Genomic DNA, 22,027 nt, shown 5'->3' with positions numbered 1-22,027 from the left:
TAGATAGATTTATCCTGGGAAGTTCATCAATACTTTAGTATCGTAACCTTCGATAGCATCACGTCCATTAAGACCATCAAGCTCAATCAAGAAGGCACAACCAGCAACGACACCACCTAGGCGCTCAATCATTTCAATTGTAGCTTTAACGGTACCACCAGTTGCCAAAAGGTCATCTACGATAAGTACACGTTGGCCTGGCTTGATTGCATCGGCATGCATACAAAGTGTATCGACACCATACTCTTTTTCGTAATCTGCTGAAATCACTTCACGTGGCAATTTACCAGGTTTACGAACTGGAGCAAAACCAATACCAAGTTCAAAAGCAACTGGACAACCAACGATGAAACCACGTGCTTCAGGACCAACAATCATGTCAATCTTCTTATCAGTCGCATACTGAACGATTTCACGGATAGCATAGCTATAAGCATTTCCATCAGCCATCAAAGGACTAATATCACGGAAAGTAACCCCTTCTTTTGGGTAGTTTTCAATAGATGCAATATAATCTTCTAATTTCATTTGTTCTTCCTATAGGCTTTTCGCCAAAAAAATATTTACATACCATTATAGCATGAAATGTTAAATTTAGAAAATGCTAACCCTCATTTCGAGACGAATCCTTTGGATTCAGACTCCCCTACTTATAAAGCCAGTCATAAATTTCCTGTGGTGTTCCCAGAGCCATGAGTTCTTGGAACTTAACTAGTCGTTTCAGATCTTGGAAAATTTGACTGTCCTCAATCTCACGTTTCTCAGCTTCTTTATTGACTGTCATAACACCATTATCAATAGTCACAAAATCCAATTCATCAAAGATTTGAATCATCTTAATCAGGAGAATCTTGTCGATTTTAAGGTAATGACTGAGTTCATCCAATTTATAACGGACATCGAACTCTGGGAATTGGTAAATGGTTTTATAGAGCCTTGCAAATTGCTCTCTTGTTCCATAACCTGTCAGATAATAGGCTTCCTTAATGCTATTTTTAAAATAGATAGCCTGGAAATCTTTACCTTCAAACCACTCTTTTAATTCTGTCGCTGATTCAGGTAGGGTGTTGAGGACAACCGCAGGCTCTGTGTCTGCTGCTTCTTCTACCGTTGGTACGCCTTCAGGCAGTGCCATATTTTTTGAGCGAAAATCAAATAATTGAACACCATCTACACGCGCATCTTCTAGCATGATCTGTAGCGTTGTCTGACCATTCCAAACATTAACAGACAAGGTCACTGCCAATTCCAAACCTTGAGCTTGTTGAAATTCTTGAAGCAAATGACCTTTATTAAAAGCGACAACGTCAAAGCTATCCTTGCCTTGTTTAACCTTAAACTTAAGATGGGCCCCATTTTGTCCCATTGTCCTAGCTTGAGTAACGGTAATATCATGTAGCCAAAAGACTGGCTTTTTATTATCCATACCAAAAGGTGCTAGTTTTTCTAGGCTCTTAATGGTATCCAAGCTAAGCTCACTGAGTTGGAGCTCCTCGTCTAAATTTAACGTATTTTTGGCACTCGTATCAATGTCATTATCGTAGACATAATGACACAAAATCTCTGATAGTCGTCCAAGATTTTCTTCTGGAAGGGTCATACCCGCCGCTCCAGCATGTCCTCCAAAAGCAGTAAAGATGTCTCGGTGGTCATCAAGGGCATGGAAGATATTGATAGATTCCAAACTACGAGCGGAACCCTTAGCCAAGCCATCTTCAATATTCAAAACCACTACTGTCTGACTGACTTGTTCCATGATACGCCCCGCCACAATACCTAGAACGCCAGGATGCCAGCCTTCCTTGGCCAGAACCTGAACAGGTTTGTCCGGGTCTACCATGGTTATGGCTTCATCAAAGATGTTTTGAACAACTTCCTTACGTTCTTCATTTTTAGCATTGATTTCCAGAGCAATGGCTTGGGCTTCTTCATCATCAAATCCGGTCAGCAGTTCAATGGCTGGATTTGGATCATCTAAGCGTCCCAAGGCATTGAGTTGAGGAGCCAGTTTGAAACCGACCGTTTCTTCAGAAATCGTTGTTGGGTCTACATCTGAAATGCGGAGCAATTCTTGAAGCCCAATACGCTCAGTAGTCTTTAGAATTTCCAGGCCGACCTTGACCATAATACGATTTTCATCCGTTAGGCTAACCATATCGGCAATGGTACCAATGGCTACCAAGTCCAACATCTCAGTAGGAATAGTTTCAAGGAGGGCAGTTGCCAATTTGAAAGCTACACCACAACCTGCCAAATACTTAAAAGGATAATCGGCATCTGGATGCTCTGGATGGACAATGGCATAGGCATCTGGAAGTTGTGCCGGCATACTGTGATGGTCTGTAACGATAACGTCCACACCTTGCTCTTGCGCATAAGCGATAGCATCATTCCCCGCTACCCCATTATCCACTGTAACAATGAGTGAAATGCCTTCCTGTTCAATGAAGTACTTGTAGACACTTTCGTTTGGCCCATAACCATCTGTAAACCGGTTAGGCAAATAGACTCGAGCTTCAGCGCCCATCATTTCAAGAGCTTCCTTAACAATCGATGCTGATGTCATACCATCTGCATCATAGTCTCCATAGACTAAGATTTGTTCATAATTTTCAATAGCCTGACGAATTCTAGCCACTGCCTTATCCATATCATGAAGAAGATAAGGATCATGAAGGTGTGATAAATCAGCCTTTAGAAAGTCTTCAAGAGCATCTTCTGTCGTAATGCCACGTTCATAGGCAATCTTGGCTGCTGTTTCTGCCAGTCCATGTTCTTTAGCAAGTTTAAAAAAGCCAGCATCTGGCTCTTTTGTGTTTATTTTCCAATCATACGTTGATGTAATCATGTTTTTATATTTACTCCCTGTCATCTAGTCTATCTATTATAACATGAAAAAATTTATCATAGTGGATAGAAAGCTAAGTTTCCTAAAAAGAGAATGTCAAACATCGTAAGTTGCTTAGACTTGTGGTACATTTCCAATCAAGACCTGCTTTTCTAGACAAAATAATAGTCTAGGTATCGCTCCTCATTTGACTTGTGTTTTCTCAGATATCCCCTTTTCCTCTTTACGTTAACTAACTCTATTCTACTATCATTTTCAAGTAATATTAGGAAAAACAAGAAAAAGATTCCCTATTCGGAAATCCTCTACATCAATATTTATAAATCATCCCTGTACAAGCTTGCTCTGAAAGTTCGACAAATCCCAGGGATTGGTAAAAGGCTAAATTTTTCTCGCTGCAATCAGTGGCAAGGAGCCGTTGATAGACATTGGGGAAAGTCGCTAAAGCCTCTTCTAAGAGTTTCGTGCCAATGCCTTGGCGCTGGTGATCTGGTCGCACCAAGAGGTCCTGTACAAAAATGACAGAGTAGCCATCTCCTACTAAGCGAATGTAGGCTACTAACTCTTCCTTATCATAGACCGCCAACTGCCATAGACTGGCTTTGACAGCTTCTTCCAACATGGTTGGATTGTTAGTATAATTGGTCCAGCCGACTGAGCTATAGAGTGCAACTAGGTCTGTCATCGCTGGAATCTCTTTTTTATAATTTAACATCTTAACTCCTCTCCAAACTCCCGACTAGTTGCTAATAGGGGTTGTCCTGAGCCCGTAAACCTATCATTTCCTCATTGGGTTTCACAGCTAGGACTCTATTTTCTTACGCTAGGTGGTTGGACACAAGGCCAAAGCCACTGCCAAAATCAAGCACTCGCTTTCCCTTGATGTCCTGTAATTGGTCAAAAAGAATATCATAATAGATTTGACCCCAGGGTTGCTGGAGATTTTCTAAATACGCTTGGATATTTGCGGCCATCTAGTATCCTCCTATTTGTAGTTAAACACATTGGTAGCTAGTTTGTCCGAGATTCGTGGAAATAGCGTGTAGCCTTTGTGGGCAACTGCTAAGAGTCGTGGTAGATTAACTTCACGTTTGTTTTTACACAGAATACGGACAATCTTTTTAGCCACGTATTTAGGACTGAGGACAAACTTTTTAACACTCTCAAGATAGGCTCCAGAGGGATCAGCTTGATTGAAGAAAGATGTCTCAATTGGACCTGGATTGACCGTAGTCACATAGACTCCCTTATCAGCCAACTCTAAACGCAGGGCATCTGAAAAGCCAATTACCGCAAACTTTGTCGCTGCATAGACACTTGAGTTGGCTGTCGCAATTTTCCCCGCCATACTGGCGATGTTGATGATATGGCCATGGCCTTGTTCCACCATTTTCTCAGCCATCAGACGTGAAAAGCTCATCGTCGCAAAGGTATTGATATCAAACATATCACGTACCTCTTGGCTAGTGTAATTATCATAAGACTTGAATTCACCAAAACCAGCATTATTGATAAAAACATCAATACGTCCAAATCGTTGATAGAGATAATCGACCATTTTTTTAATGGCATTGTCGTCTCTAAGGTCAATGGCAAGGCAGGTTTTATTTTCCACATGGCGATAACATTTCTCAAGTTTATCCTTGTCTCTTCCTAAGAGGATAATGCCATCACTGGGTGAGAGCTGCTTGACAATTTCTTGTGCAAGCCCTCCTGAGGCACCAGTAATAGCGATAATACGTTGTTTAGCCATTAAATCTCTACCTCTTCTAGGTCACGAACGATGTGGGTGTTTTCGAAAATTGTTTTAGCATCTGCTGCCATCTTACCGATATCACGCCCTAAGAAACGTGCTGATACGTGATTTAGAAGAAGACGTTTAGCTGACGCATCTTTAGCGACCTGTGCTGCTTGCATGTTGGTTGAATGCCCATGGCTCTTGGCAATTTTTTCGTCACCTTTACCATAAGTAGACTCGTGCACCAAGACATCTGCTCCCAAGCCAAGACGAACACTGGCATTCGTCTTACGAGTGTCACCTAAGATAGTGATAACCTTACCTTTCTTAGGTGCGGAAATAAAGTCCTTGGCAATGATTTTTGTTCCATCTTCAAGGACCACATCTTGCCCATTCTTAATTTGACCAAAAAGCGGACCAAATGGTACACCTGCTGCTTTAAGGGCCTCAGCATCCAAGGTTCCTTCAAGATCCTTTTGAACCACACGGTAACCAATACAAAAAATGGTATGATCCAACTTATCTGCATAAACAGCGAACTTGTCATTTTCCATAACCAAGCCAAGCTTATGCTCATCAATTTCCTTAAAATGCACATGGTAAGGGAGGCGTGTTCCAGAGGTACGAAGACTAGTCATAACATATTGTTTAATGCCGACTGGACCATAAACCTCTAAATCTGTTTGTTCTTCACTCGATTGGAAAGAACGGCTAGCCAAGAAACCAGGTAGGCCAAAGATATGGTCTCCATGCATATGTGTGATAAAGATTTTTTTAACTTTACGAGGTTTGATTGTTGTTTCTAAAATCTGACGTTGGGTACCTTCTCCACAGTCAAACATCCAGACCTCATTGATTTCATCGAGTAACTTCAGAACCAGACTCGACACGTTACGGGCCTTGGAGGGCTGCCCGGCACCCGTCCCTAAAAATTGTAATTCCATGACTTCCTATACTTTCTATCTATCGTTCTTCTTATTTCTGGACAATATAAGCCAGGCATTCACGCTGAGCAAAGCCATAATAAACAGTTTGCCCTTTATATTGAGACAAAAGTTCCACTAATTCGTCTTGATTGAAGCTAGCCAACTTAATGACATTTCCCTTCAATTTAGTTACACGACTAAGTAACTGTGTCTCAGGTGTTAACTCTTCCAATACTTCTTCATCAAAATCAACCTTGGTCATCTTAATTTGAGTGCCTTCAAGATAAACCTTATACTGCGGGAAAACTTGAGCAAGCTCAAACAAAATGCTAGCCGTTGGAACCTCTAAATGCTCGGCAAAGACTAAGGCCACCTCATCAGCATTTTCATAGCAAAATCCATAAGATTTTCCTGACAGATTGAGACGAATAAAAGGCTTGTGCTCATCAAAAGATGGTTCAGGGTTAAAGAGGTTCAACTCCTTTGAAAGGTCCAAATAGTATTCCGTCGCTGCTTCAGGAGATTGTTTTTGGTAAATCTCTGCAAAATAAGCATTAATCACGCTTGGTGGTGGCGTAATGAAAGCCAATTTTTGACTGTCAGAAAGGTCTGACAAGGTATTTTCTAAATAGACCTTATCTAAACTTGTAAAACCACCATATTTTAAAGCTAAATCCATATAATCAGTCATAAAATTCTTCCAATTTCCATTTATTTTTCGGTGAAATATAACCTGTAATTTCTTCCACTTCTGTCTCAAAAGTGTAGCTATCTAGCAAGGCTAATTGACTCAATTGATAAAGTTTATAAGCTTGATCCTGATGGACCTTAATACTAAAGGGTTCAAAAATCTGTTGAATTTCGTCAATCAAGAGTCTTCTGAGGGCCTCACGACTTCCCTTGTCACGTGCTGAGAGGCGAACATTAGGAAAGACTGTTGCTACTAGATTATCAGCTACATCCATCTTATTGTAAATTGCTAGGCGAGGGATATCAGTCATGTCTAAATCTTTGAGAATGTCTAAGACCACCTTTTCATGCTCTTCGTGATTAAAATCACTCGCATCAATGACATGCAAAAGAAGGTCCACATTACGACTTTCTTCAAGTGTTGACTTAAAGGCAGCAACCAGTTCTGTTGGCAAGTCCTGGATAAAACCAACCGTATCTGTCAAGGTCACTTGAAACTGATCCTTTAAGTAAATTTTCTTAGTCGTTGCATCCAAGGTCGCAAAAAGTTTATTAGCCTCATATTGCTTATCATCCGTCATAAGGTTCATGATCGTTGATTTCCCAGCATTGGTATAACCAATCAAACCAATTTTAAAGGTAGTTGAATCAACACGCTTTTCGCGAATGGTTTCTCGGTTCTTCTCAACAACCTTTAACTGGCGTTCAATATCAGCAATCTGGTTACGAATCGAACGACGATTGAGCTCCAACTGACTTTCACCAGGTCCACGGCTACCAATGCCCCCTGCTTGACGACTGAGCATAATCCCTTGACCAGCTAAACGGGGCAACATGTATTTTAGTTGAGCTAGGTGAACCTGAAGTTTCCCTTCATGGCTTCTAGCCCTCATGGCAAAGATATCCAAAATTAATTGCATACGATCAATAACTTTTACGCCAAATGCTGCTTCAAGATTGGTATTTTGACGAGGTGTTAAACGGTTATTGACAATGACCGTAGTAATCTCATCCGCATCCACCATGGCCTTGATTTCTTCTAATTTTCCTGAACCTACGAAAGACTTACTATCATAGCGTTCACGTTTTTGGGTATAGCTAGCTACAACCTCTGCTCCTGCAGTTTTGGCAAGACTGGCAAGTTCCTCCATTGACATGTCAAAATGCTCTGTTTCTTGCAATTCAACACCTACTAAAATAGCACGTTCTTGCTGTTTGGCTGTCTCTATCATAGCAAACCCCTTTTCGAAATAGTCGACTTCTATTATACCACAGGCAGGGGCAAAGAAAAGGTCACAGGCCTTAATTTTTTTCAAAGAAAAACAAGTTGGATTAACCAACTTGCTTTCTCTTAATGTTTACGTGTCGGTTTCTTTTTCGAACCCTTACGACGCTTGCCTTGATGAATGCTTGGCGTATTTTGAGAAATGGTTTGACGCATTTTCTCAGTGGCCTTATCAACCTTATCTTTAGCCTTGCCCAATTCTTGAGTGGCCATAGTAACACTCTTCGAAGGCTTGTTTTTCTTAGACTTACTCTTAGAAATAGGTTTCACTTGACTAGTTCCAGACGTACGCATACGGCGAGACATAGCCAAGAGAATTTTATTTTCCTCGTTGAGGTTAGTCTGATAAGCCATTGAAAGCACCAAACCAACACCAATCAAGTTAGAGATTAGCGATGATCCCCCTTGAGAAATAAAGGGCAAAGGAATACCTGTCAAAGGAAGAATCCCAACTGCTGCCCCAATATTTTCAAAAATATGGAAGACAATCATCATGATAAAGCCTGTCGAAATAAAAGTATAGAAACGGTTGTTAGATTTGAACGTCACTCGCAGCATGCGGTAAATGAGGAAGAGATAGGTTAGAAGAACCAATCCACCACCTACCAAACCAAAATCTTCCGCAATGACTGTGAAAATCATATCACTCTCACGAACCGGTACGTTTAACTCCAGATGATTAAACCCTTTACCATAGATTCCTCCGGTACCAATCGAAATCATACCTTGTGTCTGTTGAAAGGCGATACCGTCTGCATAAGTGAAGGGATCCAACCAAGCTGAGATACGGTTAATCTGGTAGGTTTGCACCCCCATCTTGAGCATGGCTTCCTTACCCCAATCTGTGGTAAATACCATTACAAACAAGGCTAATCCTGTTGCAAAAGCTAGAACTACCGGCAAGATAATACGCCAGGATATCCCCGAAACCACTACTATACCGGCTAAGATAGCCAGAAAGACTAAGGCAGTCCCCATATCTCCTTGAAGAACCAGTAAACCTAACACAGGGAGTGTGACTGCAACATATTGGAAGAGCAATAACCAGTCATCCTGAAGGTTGGTCACTTCCTTACCTTGCTTAGCCCAAACACCTATTCTCGATAGAAAAAGGATGTAGGATATCTTCATGAATTCAGATGGTTGAAAAAGGGTGACTGATCCAATGCTTACCCAGTTTTTAGCTCCCGTCGAGGCTACCAAAGCAGGGGAATAGAAAACGAGAGGTAGAACCATAAGCCCCAGACCGAAAATATAGAGCCAGGGGGTTACCTTCCAAAGAAACTCTGTATTAAATAACATGACAACAAAAGCAAGTACTGAACCTAGAAAAATCCATAGTACTTGCTGAGACATGACTTGCACAAGATTCTTTGGGTAATCAAAATTTGTCGCGATAAATATCGAAACCAGGCCAACCAGTAGCAATATGAGAACTGGCAGGAGAATCGAGTAATCTATCCGACTTTCAATAGTATTTTTTGACTTAGCCATGTGTACTCCAAAATAAAGATTTAGCAAGAGTTATTATACCACTTTTTTGGCCAGACAAATGACCTGAATGTATAAAAAAGAGACAATTTTTTTAACGAAAAAAGCAACCACAAAAGTGATTGACTTCTTTCATTCATTAATCTTAATTTGACACGTAGCCTTTTCCTTGAGCGTTGAAGTATACCCATTGCCCTGAAGGAATTTTAACCCAACGATTAATAGCCTTTTCCCCTGTATGAACATCATAGTAAGAGATTGAACCATCAGGATTCACAGCTGTTGCACCTTTCACTTGTTTACCAGTTTGGTCAAAGTAAAGGTTTTGGCCGTTGATTGTCTGTTCGCCAACAACAACTTCACCCTTGGCATCAGCATAATACCAGATGTTGTCTCCAGTAGTGAAGAAGGTTGAGACTAGCTTATTACCAGTAGCTCCATGGTAGTATGAACGGCTGCCATTCGCATTTGTTGCAAAGTCACCTTTAACCTGTTTACCATCAGTACCAAAGAAGAGTTGTTGACCGTTGATCAATTGAGCTCCTGTAACGACATTTCCCTTATCATCAGCATAATACCATCTATCATGACCGGTAGTGAAGAAGGTTGATACCAATTTATCACCAGTATTCCAATGGTAGAATGAACGACTACCGTCAGTGTTCGTTACGAAGCCACCCTTAACTTGACGACCATTTGTATCAAAGTAGAGATGTTGGCCATTGATGACCTGAGCACCTGTGACATTACGTCCATGTGAATCTGCATAGAACCAGTTGTTGTCCCCAGTAGTATAGAAGCCTGGTGTATGTGCCTTAGTCACAACACCCTTAGCATCGATATTAAAGGTTTGACCATTAACTACTAGTGATGTATCCACAAGTTTCACACCTGTAATGGCATCGTAGTATGAAGTCGTACCATCAGGATTGTTCACAAACTCACCTTTAACTTGTTTACCTGACTCATCAAAGTAGAGCTCGTCACCATTGATGGTTTGCGCACCACGAAGAACATCACCTTCGTTATTTGCATAGTAAGTGGCATCACCAACTTGGAAGAAGCGGTTCTTAACTTGAACACCTTTTTCATTGAAGTAAAGGTTTTGTTTACCTACCTTAGTAAATCCAGTGGCAACATAGCCCTTATCATTAGCGTAGTACCAGTTACCATCTTGTTCAAAGAAGCCTGAGTACTTACGTTCACCTGAATCGCCACAGAAGAACATCAAGTGGCCGTCTTTTGTAGGAATGAAGATGCCTTTAGCTTGGTAACCATTGTCATAGAAGTATTTTTCCTTACCTTCTACTTCAGTCAAACCAGTAGCTATGATGCCACCTTTGAAGAAGTATTGGTAGAATTTCTCTTCCTTACCACTATCATCTTTAACAGTAACTTCTTTCCAACCAGTTTGAGTCGTCAATTTACCTGACTTACCATAAACCAATGATTGACCTTTGGCATTTTTAATAACACCATCAGTAAACATAACACCATTTGGCAAGAAGAAATAGTTTGAACCGTCGATAGCTTGTTCACCAGTTACAAGGTAACCCTTATCGTTAAAGTAGTACTGTTTGCCATTATATGTCACAAATTGACTCTTAGCTTGAGTACCAGATGTTGTGTAATAAGTTACCCCTGTACCATCATAAGCAAATCCAGTTTTAGCTTTTGTATCACCAGTCAAGGCTGCTGGAAGGAAGGTACCTTTATCGTTAACGGTGAAGTACAATTTACCATCGCTGAGAACGTAGTCAGAACCACGTTTTTGGATATTTGTACCGTTAAAGTACTTAGCTTCCCATTGTTTAATCTTCACAGATGGATCAATTGTCTTACCTGACGCTTCCATAACTTCTTTGAAGATTTCTGGATAAAGTTTTTGAAGTTTGTCGAGGAAGGCACCACCATACTGTGCTTGGAAATCATTTCCTGATGACTTAGTATTTGTCACATAGAGTTTATTAACCAAGCTAGTATCATCAAGCACCTTACCATGCGTATCTGTACGAGTAGCTGTCACTACTTCTTTACCTGGGAGAGTATACAATTGGTCTGGAACCCAGTCAGCAATGACTTGAATACCTTGTTTGTGAAGAGCCTTGAGGGCATCACGAAGATCTTCTTTTGATCCGTATTTATTATTTTTGCTCATGGCAAAGTCATAACGGTCTGTGAAGGCATAACCATTTTCAATAATAGAATCAAGGAAAGTTCCATCCTTAGATGAGACATATTGAGGTGCAATTTCAAATGAAGTAATGCCCCATGACTTGAAGAGGTCTGCATTAGCTGCAATCAATTTATTAGTGTATTGGCTATCTTCTTTAACAAAGTCTTGGAAGTTTGAGAAACCTTCGTAAATCACTTGTGCTTCAAGGGCTGCAGAAGAGCTATAAACCTTATCCCCTTCTTTGAAGGCTTTTGTTGATGGTTTAGCAAGAACGTTTTGATCGTCAGTCGCACCTACTGGTACCCAAACTGAAAGGTAACCACTCATATCAACAGTCTTAAAGCCTTTGATTTCATCAGCTGTGAAGACAAGATTTCCTTGTGCATCTGTATATTTAACAATCTTAGTATCTGAATCATTCAATGATGACACGATACCTTTATCCGTACCAAGCAAGAGTGGACGGTAGGCTTGGTTCTTGTGGGCTGCACCCATATTTACAGTAATCGTTTCACCATCTGCTAATTTCAAATCTGGGTTATTAGCAATAAGGGTCAACATACCAGAATTGCGGCCGTATTTTCCACCTTCTGTATCAGTCTTAGACATCAAATCTTGACCATAACGGACAGAAACCAAAACTTCTTTATTGTCTTTAGCAGACGATACGCCATCTCCAGCAAGATTGTGGATATAAGATGTTTGTCCACCAGCTACATATTTAGGACGCGCTTTAAGAAGAGTTGTGATTTGATCAAAGTATGGTGATTTCTTAGCCATGTACTGACCATTATCAGTATACAAGTCTCCATAATAAACACGTGTTGCTGCACCCATTGTTTGAAGCATCAAAGCATAAGCTCCAGGAATATTTGAATGCGTATATTCCTTATCCACTTTCAACATATCAGCATTATAAATGTCAAAAGCTTGTTTCAATTGATCTAATGTAAAAGTAAATCCATCTGTTGTAGGATCAATTTTTTTGCTGATAATGTCTGCGATAACCGTTTGAACTTCTGAGTCGTGTGCACGAACAAAGAGATAGGTTGCAAAACCAAGTTGATCATATGATGTAACTTCCGCACGGTTTGAAAGACCGAAATAACCACCGTTAATAAGGTCCTTCATTGATGCATTACGAGCACCTGTACCTTTATTAGTTACTGGACGAGTCAATCCATGAACAATAGACAAACGGAGACCATTATCCATAGAAAGGGCAGCTGTATTATGTTCGTCCACATAATATGGGTCGTTTTGAGACCAAGCTTCAAGAATTGAGATATTAGCAAGGGCACGTGCTTCAGACTCATTGACCTTGTAAGCAGCCTTCATGTATGAAGACACTAATTGAAGCATATCGATGCTGACATTGTCCACAGCATCAACACGGATACCATCAAAGTGAGCATCTTTGTCCTTGTCACCAAAGACGATTTGTCCCCAGTTCATGAAGTAATACAATTGGTTAAGCATTTCAGCTTGCACAATTGGGTTTGAGTTGTCGATATCGCTTGATAGCAAGAACTCATAACCAGCATCACTACCACTCTTGATCTTATCGTTTGCCAAACGACTTGTTGCCGTTTGGTCAAGTTTACGGTAGTCTGAGTTAGCCCACTTCGTTAAATCACTATTAACAAAGAGGAGAGCCCCTTTTTGGAAGTGTTCTTTACCTGGAGATTCAGAGTTAATGTCCCATTTATCTTGGTCTTTAACAAAGGCCTCGATTGACTGACGCAACCAGTCTGTTGACTTATTAGCAGCAATCTTAACCTCAATCTTACGTTGAATGATTTGAGCAGCGGCATTCAAGCTAGCTTGAGAATTTTCAATCGTAAAGACATCTTTTGTTTCTTCACCATTGCTAAGAGCCTTAGTCATGTAGTTCAAGTAAGCTACTTGAGTATCCTTATCAGGCCACCAAGACATCAAAAGTGGGCGAAAATCTTTTTCAGTTGACGCTTTCCAAGTTGTTCCTGCTTCAAGGATTTCTTTTGGACGGTACCAACTATCAGCTGTCAAATAACCATCAACAAGTTCAAAGCTTGCTTTTGTTGAATCGTAAGCAGCATTGTTTTTAGTAAAATCAGTGACAAGATTTGTTGTTTCTTGTGTGAATGAATAAGTTGATGTGCTTGAAAGGACACCATTCTCATCAAAATAAAGGACCTGACCATTTACAGTAATGGCAAAGTTTTTCTTATGTGATCCATCTTCTAAAAGATAGTAATATTTACCATCTTTTTCTTTTTTAATATTATCGAGTGAGACTGCAGCTTTAATTTCAGCTTCAGAAAGCTCTTTAGACTTCTCAGTCGTTGGAGCGGCTACTCCAGCATTTGCAGCTACTTCAGATGTTGTAGCTGTTTCTGGTTTAGCGGCTACTTCTGGCTTAGCAGTCGTTTCAGGTTTGGCTTCAACCTCTACTGCTGCAGCTCTATCACTAGTTGCTCCTGAATTTGGTTGAACTGTCGTTTCAGCTGGTTTATCAGCAGTAACTGCTGCTCGGTCTGTTGTTGTGGCATTTGAAGTATTTGCCACCTCTGTTGTTGTGCCTACCTCTTTTTCAACCACAGGATTTGTATTTTCCCCGACTGTAGTTGTTGAAGGTGATCCATTAGTATTATTTATTTCTTCTGCCGAAACAAGTGAAGACGTGGTAACACTAGCACCAACAATGGTAGCCAAGGCTACTGAAGCAACCGCTAAAGTAACCCATTGCTTCTTCACTTTGTGCAGTTTATAGCGTACTTTATTTTCCATATTCAATTTTTCCCCAATATATTTTTTGTCTAAAAATCTACACCTTAAAGACTCATTCATTATATCATTTTTTAGCGCCAAAAAAACTTGATAAATCTTATTTTAACGAGTTTTTTACTATCTTAATGAAAGATTAAATAATTGTCATGTAATCGAATTGGATACTGTCAATAATTTTGTGTAAACACTCAAGTAGAGTTGAAGAATGTTAATCAAATAAGCTTTCAAGTGTGTCAGCACATTGGCCAAACCCTTTGTGGATACGTTGACTTTGCTTGAAATTATAATTTTCAAACAAAGTAACTAAATAACGTTCCAGAGCCTCCTCGTTAGGAGAGTGGGACAGAAATCGGTAATTCGTTAGAAGTCGATTTCGTCGTCACACCTCCGCACAGTTGAGTAGGGCTGTAAAAACTGATGAAATCAGCGTAGTAGAGCCCACTCAACCACTGCGTCTTGCTCGACAATCCAAAGACAATTAAGAGGCTAGGACTATTGTCCCAGCCTCGTTTGACGTTTGATTTCTTTGTTAAGAGACTCAATGAGGTTTGTCGAATAAATGCTGTGCCAAATCTGGTAGGGAAACTGATAAAAAGTTAAAAGATTATCCGTATTCTCCAGACTTTCCATGACTTTCCTATACTTTGGTTTCCATTCAGCGATAAAGTCCTCCAAAGCTAGGACTGCTATTTCTAAATTTTCAGTACGATAAATCGTTTTAAATTGCTTCAAAATAACCGCTCTATCTGCTCGTTTCACTTTACTAGCTAGATTTCGACTAATATGAATTAAGCAACGTTGTTGTTTAGCTAATGGGTAAGCCTGACTGATCATCTGCTCAAGCCCCTTGAAGCAATCGGTCGCTACATGAGAAACCTGTTGAATGCCTTGTTTTTGAAGCTTATCTAACAGGGTGGACCATGAATCATTGTTTTCATTTGGGGCGATTTCATATCCAAGAACAACCTTCTGTCCTTCTGGTGTAATGCCAAGTGCGATATGAATACATTCTTTATTAACGGCTCCACGTCTTAATGGAAGATAGGTTCCATCAAGAAATAAAACAGAGTAATTGGCTTCTAAGCTTCTCTCATGAAAAGCAGAGACATTCTCCTGAGTTGTTTTTGAGATATTAGAAATTGTGGCAGGACTATAGTGATGACCATCCATTCGCTCGATGATGTCACTAATTTCTCAAGTCGTTACACCGGTTTGATAGAGTTTGATAACCATCTCTTCCAAGTAGACATCTCGACGTCCATAAGAGGGGATCAAAGCTGGGGTAAAGTTTTCATTACGATTTCTTGGAATAGTTAACTGAACAGTCCCATATTTGGTTTCAAATTTCCGTGAATACGTTCCATTACGACTATTACCAGAATTATGGCCTACTTTTTCGTAAGGCTCATACCCTAAAAAGGCTGACAATTCTGCTTGAAGCAGATCATTCATAGCCGTTTCAAGAGAAGTACGGAAAAATTCATCAATATCTTGCTTTTGGGCTAGGAAGTTAAGTAGTTCTGTGCTAAACTGAGTCATAGGAATAAATCTCTTTCTAGTAATGTGTTGCAACTCTACCATAACGGATTTATTCCTTTTTGTGTTCACACAACTTATTTTACACTACCAGAGTGGGGCCAACCCCTTCATGATGACCGTGCTCTTTTTGAGTTACTTTGTTTGGAAACTTACCAGTCGGGTCTGTCTTGGGAAACGGTTCTCAACAAGCGCCAAGCTTTCAGAGAATCATTTTACAACTACCAAGTCCAAGGTGTTGCGGAGATGATGGATGCAGAGTTGGAGGACTTGTTAGACAATCCAACCATCATTCGAAATCGAGCCAAGATTTTTGCTACGCGTGCCAATGCTCAAGCATTTCTACAAGTCCAGAAAACCTACGGTCCCTTTGATGCCTACCTCTGGTCTTTTGTGGATGAGAAAACCATCATCAATGATGTTCCTGACCACAGCCAGGCACCTGCTAAAACACCTTTGTCTGAAAAGTTATCTCAAGATCTCAAAAAACGAGGCTTCAAGTTTACAGGTCCAGTCGCAGTTTTAGCTTTCCTACAGGCGGCAGGTCTGGTTGATGACCATGAGAATGATTGTGAAGGGAAATGCGGAAGTTAGTGAGTGCAGCGTTTAATTATCTGAGAATAGAGAAAAGAGGCTGGGACAAAAGTCCTAGCCTCTTCTTGTTTTTGGATTGTCGAGCAAGACATAGTGGTTGAGTGGGCTCTACTACGCTGATTTCATCAGCTTTTACAGCCCTACTCAACTGTGCGGAGGTGGGACGACGAAATCGAATTCTAACAAATTACCGATTTCTGTCCGACTCTCTTTTATACATATTATTAGATTTGTTAAAGTGAGGTCAAAAAAGTGAGTCCACCCAAAATAACACCAGCTGAATTTGGAATGATTAGTACCCAATCCTTTTTAGGTTCTTTTGTCCATCCATAAATAACCCAGATTAAGCAAGATATAGCAGCTGATAAAGGTTGAAATGGTTGAGCTTTATTTCCCTCTAAATTGGCGATAATTTGAGGAATGTAGGCAATAAATACTATAATTCCAATAAAGGCACCAATGGAACCTACAATTCGATTAATTTTTTGTTTTGTCATATTCACCTCCAACTATAGAGTATCAAAATGTTTGTAAATAGGCAAGGAATATGCTAATTTGTTGTTATTTTCTGTACAAAATAGAATAAAATGTTTATATTTATATTTTGCAGAGGATAAATCTACAAAGTTTTGGATATACTTAAATATTTTTTCATGATTGTTTAAAGATTAAATGAATAGTAAAGGGTAAAAAATCCCGGTTCTTGTGATGTTGAACCAGGATACGTTTCTATTCTTCTTAATAACGTGATGGGCCTGCACTTGCGCTTCGGATATTGAAGCGTTTCTTGAGATAGAAGCGAAGGGCGAGGAAGGCTGCTCCTAGAATGACCAAAGGCGGTGGAGCAAGGATTGGATTGAGAACTGCTGGTAGGGAGCTTGTTGCGAAGAAGACAGCCAACCAGAGAACCATAGCAGCTAGGATGACGAGGATTGATTTCCATAAAGGGTTTGACCAATGTTCTGACACACTTGAAAGCTTATTTGATTAACAATCCATAACTCTACTTGAGTGTTTACACAATATTATTGACAGTATCCATTACTTCAAAACAGTCTTTAGGACTTTTCTTAAACATAAACAATACATCAAAAATGCACTAAAAACACATTACTCAAATGTAAAATTGGAGGGGACCAATAAGCTTATCAAAGATATTAAACGTCTGGGCTTCGGTTTTAGAAATTTTATCAACTTTAGGAAGCGTATTTTCATCATTCTGAACATACAAAAAGAGAAGACCTACCAGGTCCTCTCTAGATGTTAACTTTTCGTCACCCACTACAGTTGACAAAGAGCCTAAAAAAGAGAACCGAAGTTCTCCTTTTTATTTTATTCTATTAGTTTAACACTCTAGGTGGGTAAGCAATACCAGTCTTATCAAAGTAAACGTAGATTCCTGGTTGGATTTCTATCCATGTGCTGATGGCTTTCTTACCACTATCACCATAGTAATAGCTAATACGACCATTACCAGCAGTTACCGTTTGTCCTTTTACTTGTTTACCATCTTTAGCGAAGTAATACGTATCAGCACCGATTTTAACTTCACCAGTTACTGTCTTACCATTAGAACCAATGTAATACCAATTGTTATCACCTGTTGTGAAGAATTCATTAGTCAAACGTTCACCTGTTGCAGCATCGTACTTGCTATAGGTACCATCTGCATTCTTAACAACGCCACCTTTAACTTGACTTCCATCTTCTTTAAAGTAGAGGTGTTGTCCATTGATAACTTGAGCACCTGTAACAGTCTTACCGTCAGCGCCTGCATAGTACCATACATTTCCATCAGTTGTGAAGAATTCGTTAGTAACTAATTCTCCAGAACCTTCTTTGTACTTACTATAAGTACCATCTGCATTCTTAACAACGCCACCTTTAACTTGACTTCCATCTTCTTTAAAGTAAAGTTTTTGACCATTGATAACTTGAGCACCTGTAGCGGCAACACCATTTTCATCGAAGTGGTACCATTTACCATCGATGTTCCTCCAAGTGTTCTTGATAGCATTACCAGTATGAGCTTCGAAGTAATAAGTCTTACCTTTATAGGTTGCTAACTTATCTTTAGTTTGGAAACCATCTTCACCAAAGTATTGTGTGGAACCATCGATAACAGTAAGACCTTTAGCCATGACACCTTCATTAGTGAAGTAACGGAATTTCACAACCTTAGATTCATTACCATCTTTATCAGTTTCAGTTACATCAAATTTAGTGTAACCACCCTTGTACATTTGACCTTTATAGTTATAAAGGTAAGTATTACCGTTAGCATCAACATAGAAGGCATTGCTCAACATGATACCATTTGGCAAGAAACGATAAACATCTTTACCATTTGGTGAGTATTCACCATTTGTAACCATGTGACCACGTGCATCAAAGTAATAGGTATTTCCATTGAAAGTAACAAAGGCAGATTTAGCTTGATTACCACTTGTACCGAAGTAAGTGATTCCCTTACCATCATTTGAGAACCCAGTAACAGCCTTTTCATTTCCTGTCAATTGAAGAGGAATGAAGTTACCTTCTTTAGTGACAGTGAAATATTTACCAGTTGCTTCATCGCTAAGTACATAGCCAACACCGCGGTCAAGAACGTTTGTTCCGTTGAAGTATTTAGCCTTCCATTGTTTCAATTTAACAGAATCATCAATTGGTTTACCAGTTGAGATCATGTTTTCCGTGAACATTTTAGGGTACTTAGCTTTAAGTTCAGCTAAGAATTCGCCACCATATTGAGCTTGGTAATCCCTACCTGATGACTTAGAGTTAGCTACATAAAGTGAGTGATCAATGATAGCATCTGCAATCTTACGTCCTGCACCGTCAGTACGAGTCGCTGTTACGACTTCTTTACCTGGCAATTGGTAAATTTGGTCTGGAACCCAGTCAGCGATTGCTTGGATACCCGCTTTGTGAAGGGCTTTAAGAGCATCACGAAGATCTTCTTTAGAACCATATTTATTGTTCTTACTCATGGCAAGATCATAACGATCTGCAAAGGCATAACCATTTTGGATAACTGAGTCAAGGAAGGTACCGTCATCGGCAGATACAAATTGTGGTGCCATTTCAAATGATGTTACGCCCCATGATTTGAACAAATCAACATTTTCAGCAATCTTACGGTTAGTATAGACTGAAGGATCTGAACCATCCGGGATAGTTTGGAAGTTTGAGAATCCTTCGTAGATCAATTGTGAATCATAAGCCTCAGTCGCTTTAAGGGTCAATTCGCCTTCTTTTTTAGCTTCTGTTGAAGGTGCTACACGGATATCTTGATCATCTGAAGCTCCGACTGGAACCCAAACTGCTACGAAACCTGACATATCAAATGTTTCATAACCCTTGATGTCATTAGCGCCGAAAGTCAAGACACCATTGCTGTCTGTTTCTTTCACGTAACCTGCTGCGATTGCCTCTGCATCAGATGTAAAGTTCTTGATACCATCAGCTGTACCAACAATCAAAGCACGGTATTTCTGGTTGGCATGGATTTTACCCATTTCAACATTAAGTTTAGCTGACTCATGCAAAGTCAATTTTGGATTATTCACTACAAGAGTTACCTGACCAGAGGTACGGCTGTATTTAGAACCTTCTGTATCGTCAGCTGTCATGATGTCTTTACCATAACGTACTGAAGTGTAGACTTCACTTGTGCGGTAAAGTTCAACATCTGAATTGTCCATCTTACCATCAGTTGGCAACCAGTAAGAACGTTGCGCTTGTCCACCAGATACATACTTGATACGGTTCTTCATCAAGTTAACGATGGTGTCGTGATATGGTGATTTAGTTTCCATATAGTGACCGTCATCTGTATAAAGGTCTCCATAGTAGACACGAGTGATCGTTTCCATGTTCTGCAACATTACAGCATAAGCTGCAGGGATGTTATTCAAGGTATATTTCTTATTGCTGCTGAGCATGTCTTTGTTGTAAATTTCAAATGCTTGCTTCATTTCAGAATCAGAGATAGTGAAACCATCTGATTTTTTATTGATTTCTTTCTTAATGATTTCAGCAATAATATCTTGAACGTTGTTATCATGGGCACGGATAAAGACGTAGTTTCCTGACGCGTCTCCGTATTTCTCATTGTATTTACCAATTGTAGACTGTTTAGCTGTACCGTCTTCGTTGTAGGCAGTGCTTCCATCTTTGTTAATCCAGTCAGTCTTAAAATCGCGTTGAGTCGTATTGAAAGTATTGTTATACAAAGGACTTACAGCTGGTGTACGATCCTTAATTGGTTTAGCCAATGAGAAAAGGATGGCCAAACGTTGTTTATTTTCCATGGCAAGCGCAGCACCATCAGTCTTGTCATTGTAATGGTTGTCGTTAAGACTCCACGCTTCAAGAACTGAGATATGAGCAAGAGCTTGCGCCTCAGATTTATTTACACCATAGTACTCACGGAAATAGTTTGTGTAGAGTTGAAGCATGTCAGCATTGACATTATCTACCGCATCGACACGGATACCATCGAAGTTAGCATCCTTGTCACCCATAACAATTGAACCCCAGTTCATAAGGTAGTGAATTTGGTTCAATTGTTCCGCTTGAACAACTGGGTTAGATAAGTCTACGTCATTAGCAAGCAAGAAGTCGAAGCCACCCATGTGGTTTGGGTCAGACTGCTCATCAAGAACTGACTTATTAATCGTACCAGTCTGGTTAGTAGCCGTACGGTTCAAAAGACGATAGTTAGAATTTGCCCATGGTGTACGTGAGTCATTCACATAAAGAAGGGCTCCACCTTGAAGGTGATCCTCTCCTCCACCTTTTGAATAGTTTTCAGTTTCTTTGTTCCACTGTGGTTGTGTCTTAACAAAGGCAGAGATAGTTTCACGCAACCATTGTGTTGATTTTTCAGCCTGAATCTTTTGTTCAATCTTAACTTGGATATCCTTAGCAGCACGATTTAAGTCTGCTTGCTTATCTGTGCTTGTGTACTTAGCCTCCAAGTTGAAGACTTTAGACATGTAGTTCAAGTAATTAACTTGCGTATCTACATTTGGCCACCAAGCCATCAAAAGTGGACGGAAATCTTCTGCAGTTGATGCTTGCCAAGTCACACCATCTTTGATGATAGAAACTGGACGGTACCAGCTGTCAGCAGTCAAATAACCATTAATCAATTCAAAACTTGCTTCAGATGAATCGTAGGCACGGTTATTGATTGAGAAACCATCAACAATATTTGTTGTTCCAGGTGTGAAAGAGTGTGTTGATGAACTTGTAAGGGCGCCATCTTTGCCGAAGTAAAGCAATTGACCATTTACAGTAATGGCAAAGTTTTCTTTGTGTGAACCATCTTCATTAACATAGTAATATTTACCATCAGTGTATTTGATGTTTTTCAAAGAAAGTGCTGCTTCCACTTCTGAATCTTTCAAAGCAGCTTGAGGAGCTTTAACTTCTGTATTGACGACTTCAGCCTTGACGGTAGCTGGCTGTTCTTCTGCTTTTTCAGTTGTAACAGCTGGTGCATCTGTTGTCACAACTGCTTCTTTATTTGGAACAGCTGCCACTGCTACATCAGCAGTTGTTGCTGTTGTAGCTGCTTCAGCTGTTGCTTGTGTGTTCGTTGTAGTTGCTGTTTCGGCAGCATTTGTTTCTTTAGCAGGCGTTAAAACATCTGCTTCTTTTGTATTTGTACGTTTATCGACTTCTTTGGTTGCTTCTGTAGAAGTAACTAAGTCGGCTGTTGTATCTGAATTTGGTTGAGTTACTGTCTTATCTTGAGTTTCATCCGCTGAAACTGAAGATGTTGTTGCAGACAATCCTCCTACGACAGTAGCAAGTGCTGCAGAGGCAACTGCAATTGTAACCCATTGCTTCTTAACTTTATGAAGCTTATAGTGTATCTTATTTTCCATTATAATTTTCCCCGTGATTTTATTTGTCAAAATCAGACTGAAATCTATCCGATTTCAAACAATTACATTATATCATT

Annotated in this window: 11 protein-coding genes and 6 pseudogenes; 2 read left to right on the top strand and 15 right to left on the bottom strand. The window is 39.9% G+C overall.

Features of this window, described 5'->3' with window-relative positions:
* Nucleotides 1–9: 9 nt before the first annotated feature.
* The 12 genes and pseudogenes from ACT170_RS02375 to ACT170_RS02320 all read right to left on the bottom strand — a co-directional run.
* Nucleotides 10–528, bottom strand: a complete 519-nt coding sequence (locus ACT170_RS02375; protein WP_048790968.1) for an adenine phosphoribosyltransferase — start codon at nucleotides 526–528, stop codon at nucleotides 10–12.
* 118 nt (nucleotides 529–646) lie between these two features.
* Nucleotides 647–2,848: a single-stranded-DNA-specific exonuclease RecJ gene (gene recJ / locus ACT170_RS02370; protein WP_444817988.1), complete on the bottom strand. Its 2,202-nt coding sequence runs from the start codon at nucleotides 2,846–2,848 to the stop codon at nucleotides 647–649.
* Between the two features lie 310 nt (nucleotides 2,849–3,158).
* On the bottom strand, nucleotides 3,159–3,563 hold the full coding sequence (locus ACT170_RS02365) for a GNAT family N-acetyltransferase (RefSeq protein ID WP_073690072.1): 405 nt from the start codon (nucleotides 3,561–3,563) through the stop codon (nucleotides 3,159–3,161).
* A gap of 34 nt (nucleotides 3,564–3,597) precedes the next feature.
* A pseudogene (locus ACT170_RS02360) lies at nucleotides 3,598–3,822 on the bottom strand (class I SAM-dependent methyltransferase); the annotation flags it as partial.
* 11 nt (nucleotides 3,823–3,833) lie between these two features.
* Nucleotides 3,834–4,601, bottom strand: a complete 768-nt coding sequence (locus ACT170_RS02355; protein WP_060972381.1) for an SDR family NAD(P)-dependent oxidoreductase — start codon at nucleotides 4,599–4,601, stop codon at nucleotides 3,834–3,836.
* Nucleotides 4,601–5,530 carry a ribonuclease Z gene (rnz, locus tag ACT170_RS02350; protein ID WP_002884122.1) on the bottom strand — a complete coding sequence of 310 codons (930 nt, stop codon included), beginning with the start codon at nucleotides 5,528–5,530 and terminating at the stop codon, nucleotides 4,601–4,603. The genes ACT170_RS02355 and rnz overlap by 1 nt, the downstream gene beginning before the upstream one ends.
* Before the next feature lie 31 nt (nucleotides 5,531–5,561).
* Nucleotides 5,562–6,203, bottom strand: a complete 642-nt coding sequence (locus tag ACT170_RS02345) for a hypothetical protein (protein WP_021144310.1) — start codon at nucleotides 6,201–6,203, stop codon at nucleotides 5,562–5,564.
* Nucleotides 6,196–7,434 carry a GTPase HflX gene (gene hflX / locus ACT170_RS02340; RefSeq protein WP_145516161.1) on the bottom strand — a complete coding sequence of 413 codons (1,239 nt, stop codon included), beginning with the start codon at nucleotides 7,432–7,434 and terminating at the stop codon, nucleotides 6,196–6,198. Before hflX ends, ACT170_RS02345 begins: the two co-directional genes overlap by 8 nt.
* Nucleotides 7,435–7,811: 377 nt before the next feature.
* Nucleotides 7,812–8,981 (bottom strand): annotated as a pseudogene (locus ACT170_RS02335) (FtsW/RodA/SpoVE family cell cycle protein); the annotation flags it as partial.
* Between the two features lie 142 nt (nucleotides 8,982–9,123).
* On the bottom strand, nucleotides 9,124–13,923 hold the full coding sequence (locus tag ACT170_RS02330; RefSeq protein WP_444817987.1) for a glycoside hydrolase family 70 protein: 4,800 nt from the start codon (nucleotides 13,921–13,923) through the stop codon (nucleotides 9,124–9,126).
* Between the two features lie 208 nt (nucleotides 13,924–14,131).
* Nucleotides 14,132–14,270: pseudogene (locus tag ACT170_RS02325) on the bottom strand (IS256 family transposase); the annotation flags it as partial.
* A gap of 156 nt (nucleotides 14,271–14,426) precedes the next feature.
* A pseudogene (locus tag ACT170_RS02320) lies at nucleotides 14,427–15,411 on the bottom strand (IS256 family transposase); the annotation flags it as partial.
* A gap of 102 nt (nucleotides 15,412–15,513) precedes the next feature.
* Between ACT170_RS02320 and ACT170_RS02315 the strand changes: the two are divergent.
* A complete protein-coding gene (locus ACT170_RS02315; RefSeq protein ID WP_051148714.1) occupies nucleotides 15,514–16,053 on the top strand; it encodes a DNA-3-methyladenine glycosylase I in 540 nt (179 codons plus the stop codon).
* A 233-nt stretch (nucleotides 16,054–16,286) separates the two neighbouring features.
* On the opposite strand, the gene ACT170_RS02310 is transcribed toward ACT170_RS02315, so the two are convergent.
* Together ACT170_RS02310 and ACT170_RS02305 are read right to left on the bottom strand one after the other, a co-directional pair.
* Nucleotides 16,287–16,550, bottom strand: coding sequence for a SemiSWEET family transporter (locus ACT170_RS02310; RefSeq protein ID WP_021144317.1), 264 nt, complete (start codon nucleotides 16,548–16,550; stop codon nucleotides 16,287–16,289).
* 241 nt (nucleotides 16,551–16,791) lie between these two features.
* A pseudogene (locus ACT170_RS02305) lies at nucleotides 16,792–17,001 on the bottom strand (DUF1129 family protein); the annotation flags it as partial.
* 91 nt (nucleotides 17,002–17,092) lie between these two features.
* Here ACT170_RS02305 and ACT170_RS02300 point away from each other — a divergent pair.
* Nucleotides 17,093–17,313: pseudogene (locus tag ACT170_RS02300) on the top strand (transposase); the annotation flags it as partial.
* Between the two features lie 80 nt (nucleotides 17,314–17,393).
* Here ACT170_RS02300 and ACT170_RS02295 read toward each other — a convergent pair.
* Nucleotides 17,394–21,950 carry a glycoside hydrolase family 70 protein gene (locus ACT170_RS02295; RefSeq protein ID WP_444817986.1) on the bottom strand — a complete coding sequence of 1,519 codons (4,557 nt, stop codon included), beginning with the start codon at nucleotides 21,948–21,950 and terminating at the stop codon, nucleotides 17,394–17,396.
* Between the last annotated feature and the right edge of the window lie 77 nt (nucleotides 21,951–22,027).

The sequence above is a fragment of the Streptococcus sp. cx1 genome (assembly GCF_052384325.1).
Classification (GTDB): Bacteria; Bacillota; Bacilli; order Lactobacillales; family Streptococcaceae; genus Streptococcus; species Streptococcus salivarius_G.
Note: the sequence above shows the minus strand (reverse complement) of the source record. Positions and strands in the feature narration are given on the sequence as shown.

What these genes read in the sequence shown, in the direction of transcription:
- ACT170_RS02375 (WP_048790968.1), bottom strand. Translation starts at nt 528, where the DNA reads ATGAAATTAGAAGATTATATTGCATCTATTGAAAACTACCCAAAAGAA.
- recJ (WP_444817988.1), bottom strand. Translation starts at nt 2,848, where the DNA reads ATGATTACATCAACGTATGATTGGAAAATAAACACAAAAGAGCCAGAT.
- ACT170_RS02365 (WP_073690072.1), bottom strand. Translation starts at nt 3,563, where the DNA reads ATGTTAAATTATAAAAAAGAGATTCCAGCGATGACAGACCTAGTTGCA.
- ACT170_RS02355 (WP_060972381.1), bottom strand. Translation starts at nt 4,601, where the DNA reads ATGGCTAAACAACGTATTATCGCTATTACTGGTGCCTCAGGAGGGCTT.
- rnz (WP_002884122.1), bottom strand. Translation starts at nt 5,530, where the DNA reads ATGGAATTACAATTTTTAGGGACGGGTGCCGGGCAGCCCTCCAAGGCC.
- ACT170_RS02345 (WP_021144310.1), bottom strand. Translation starts at nt 6,203, where the DNA reads ATGACTGATTATATGGATTTAGCTTTAAAATATGGTGGTTTTACAAGT.
- hflX (WP_145516161.1), bottom strand. Translation starts at nt 7,434, where the DNA reads ATGATAGAGACAGCCAAACAGCAAGAACGTGCTATTTTAGTAGGTGTT.
- ACT170_RS02330 (WP_444817987.1), bottom strand. Translation starts at nt 13,923, where the DNA reads ATGGAAAATAAAGTACGCTATAAACTGCACAAAGTGAAGAAGCAATGG.
- ACT170_RS02310 (WP_021144317.1), bottom strand. Translation starts at nt 16,550, where the DNA reads ATGACAAAACAAAAAATTAATCGAATTGTAGGTTCCATTGGTGCCTTT.
- ACT170_RS02295 (WP_444817986.1), bottom strand. Translation starts at nt 21,950, where the DNA reads ATGGAAAATAAGATACACTATAAGCTTCATAAAGTTAAGAAGCAATGG.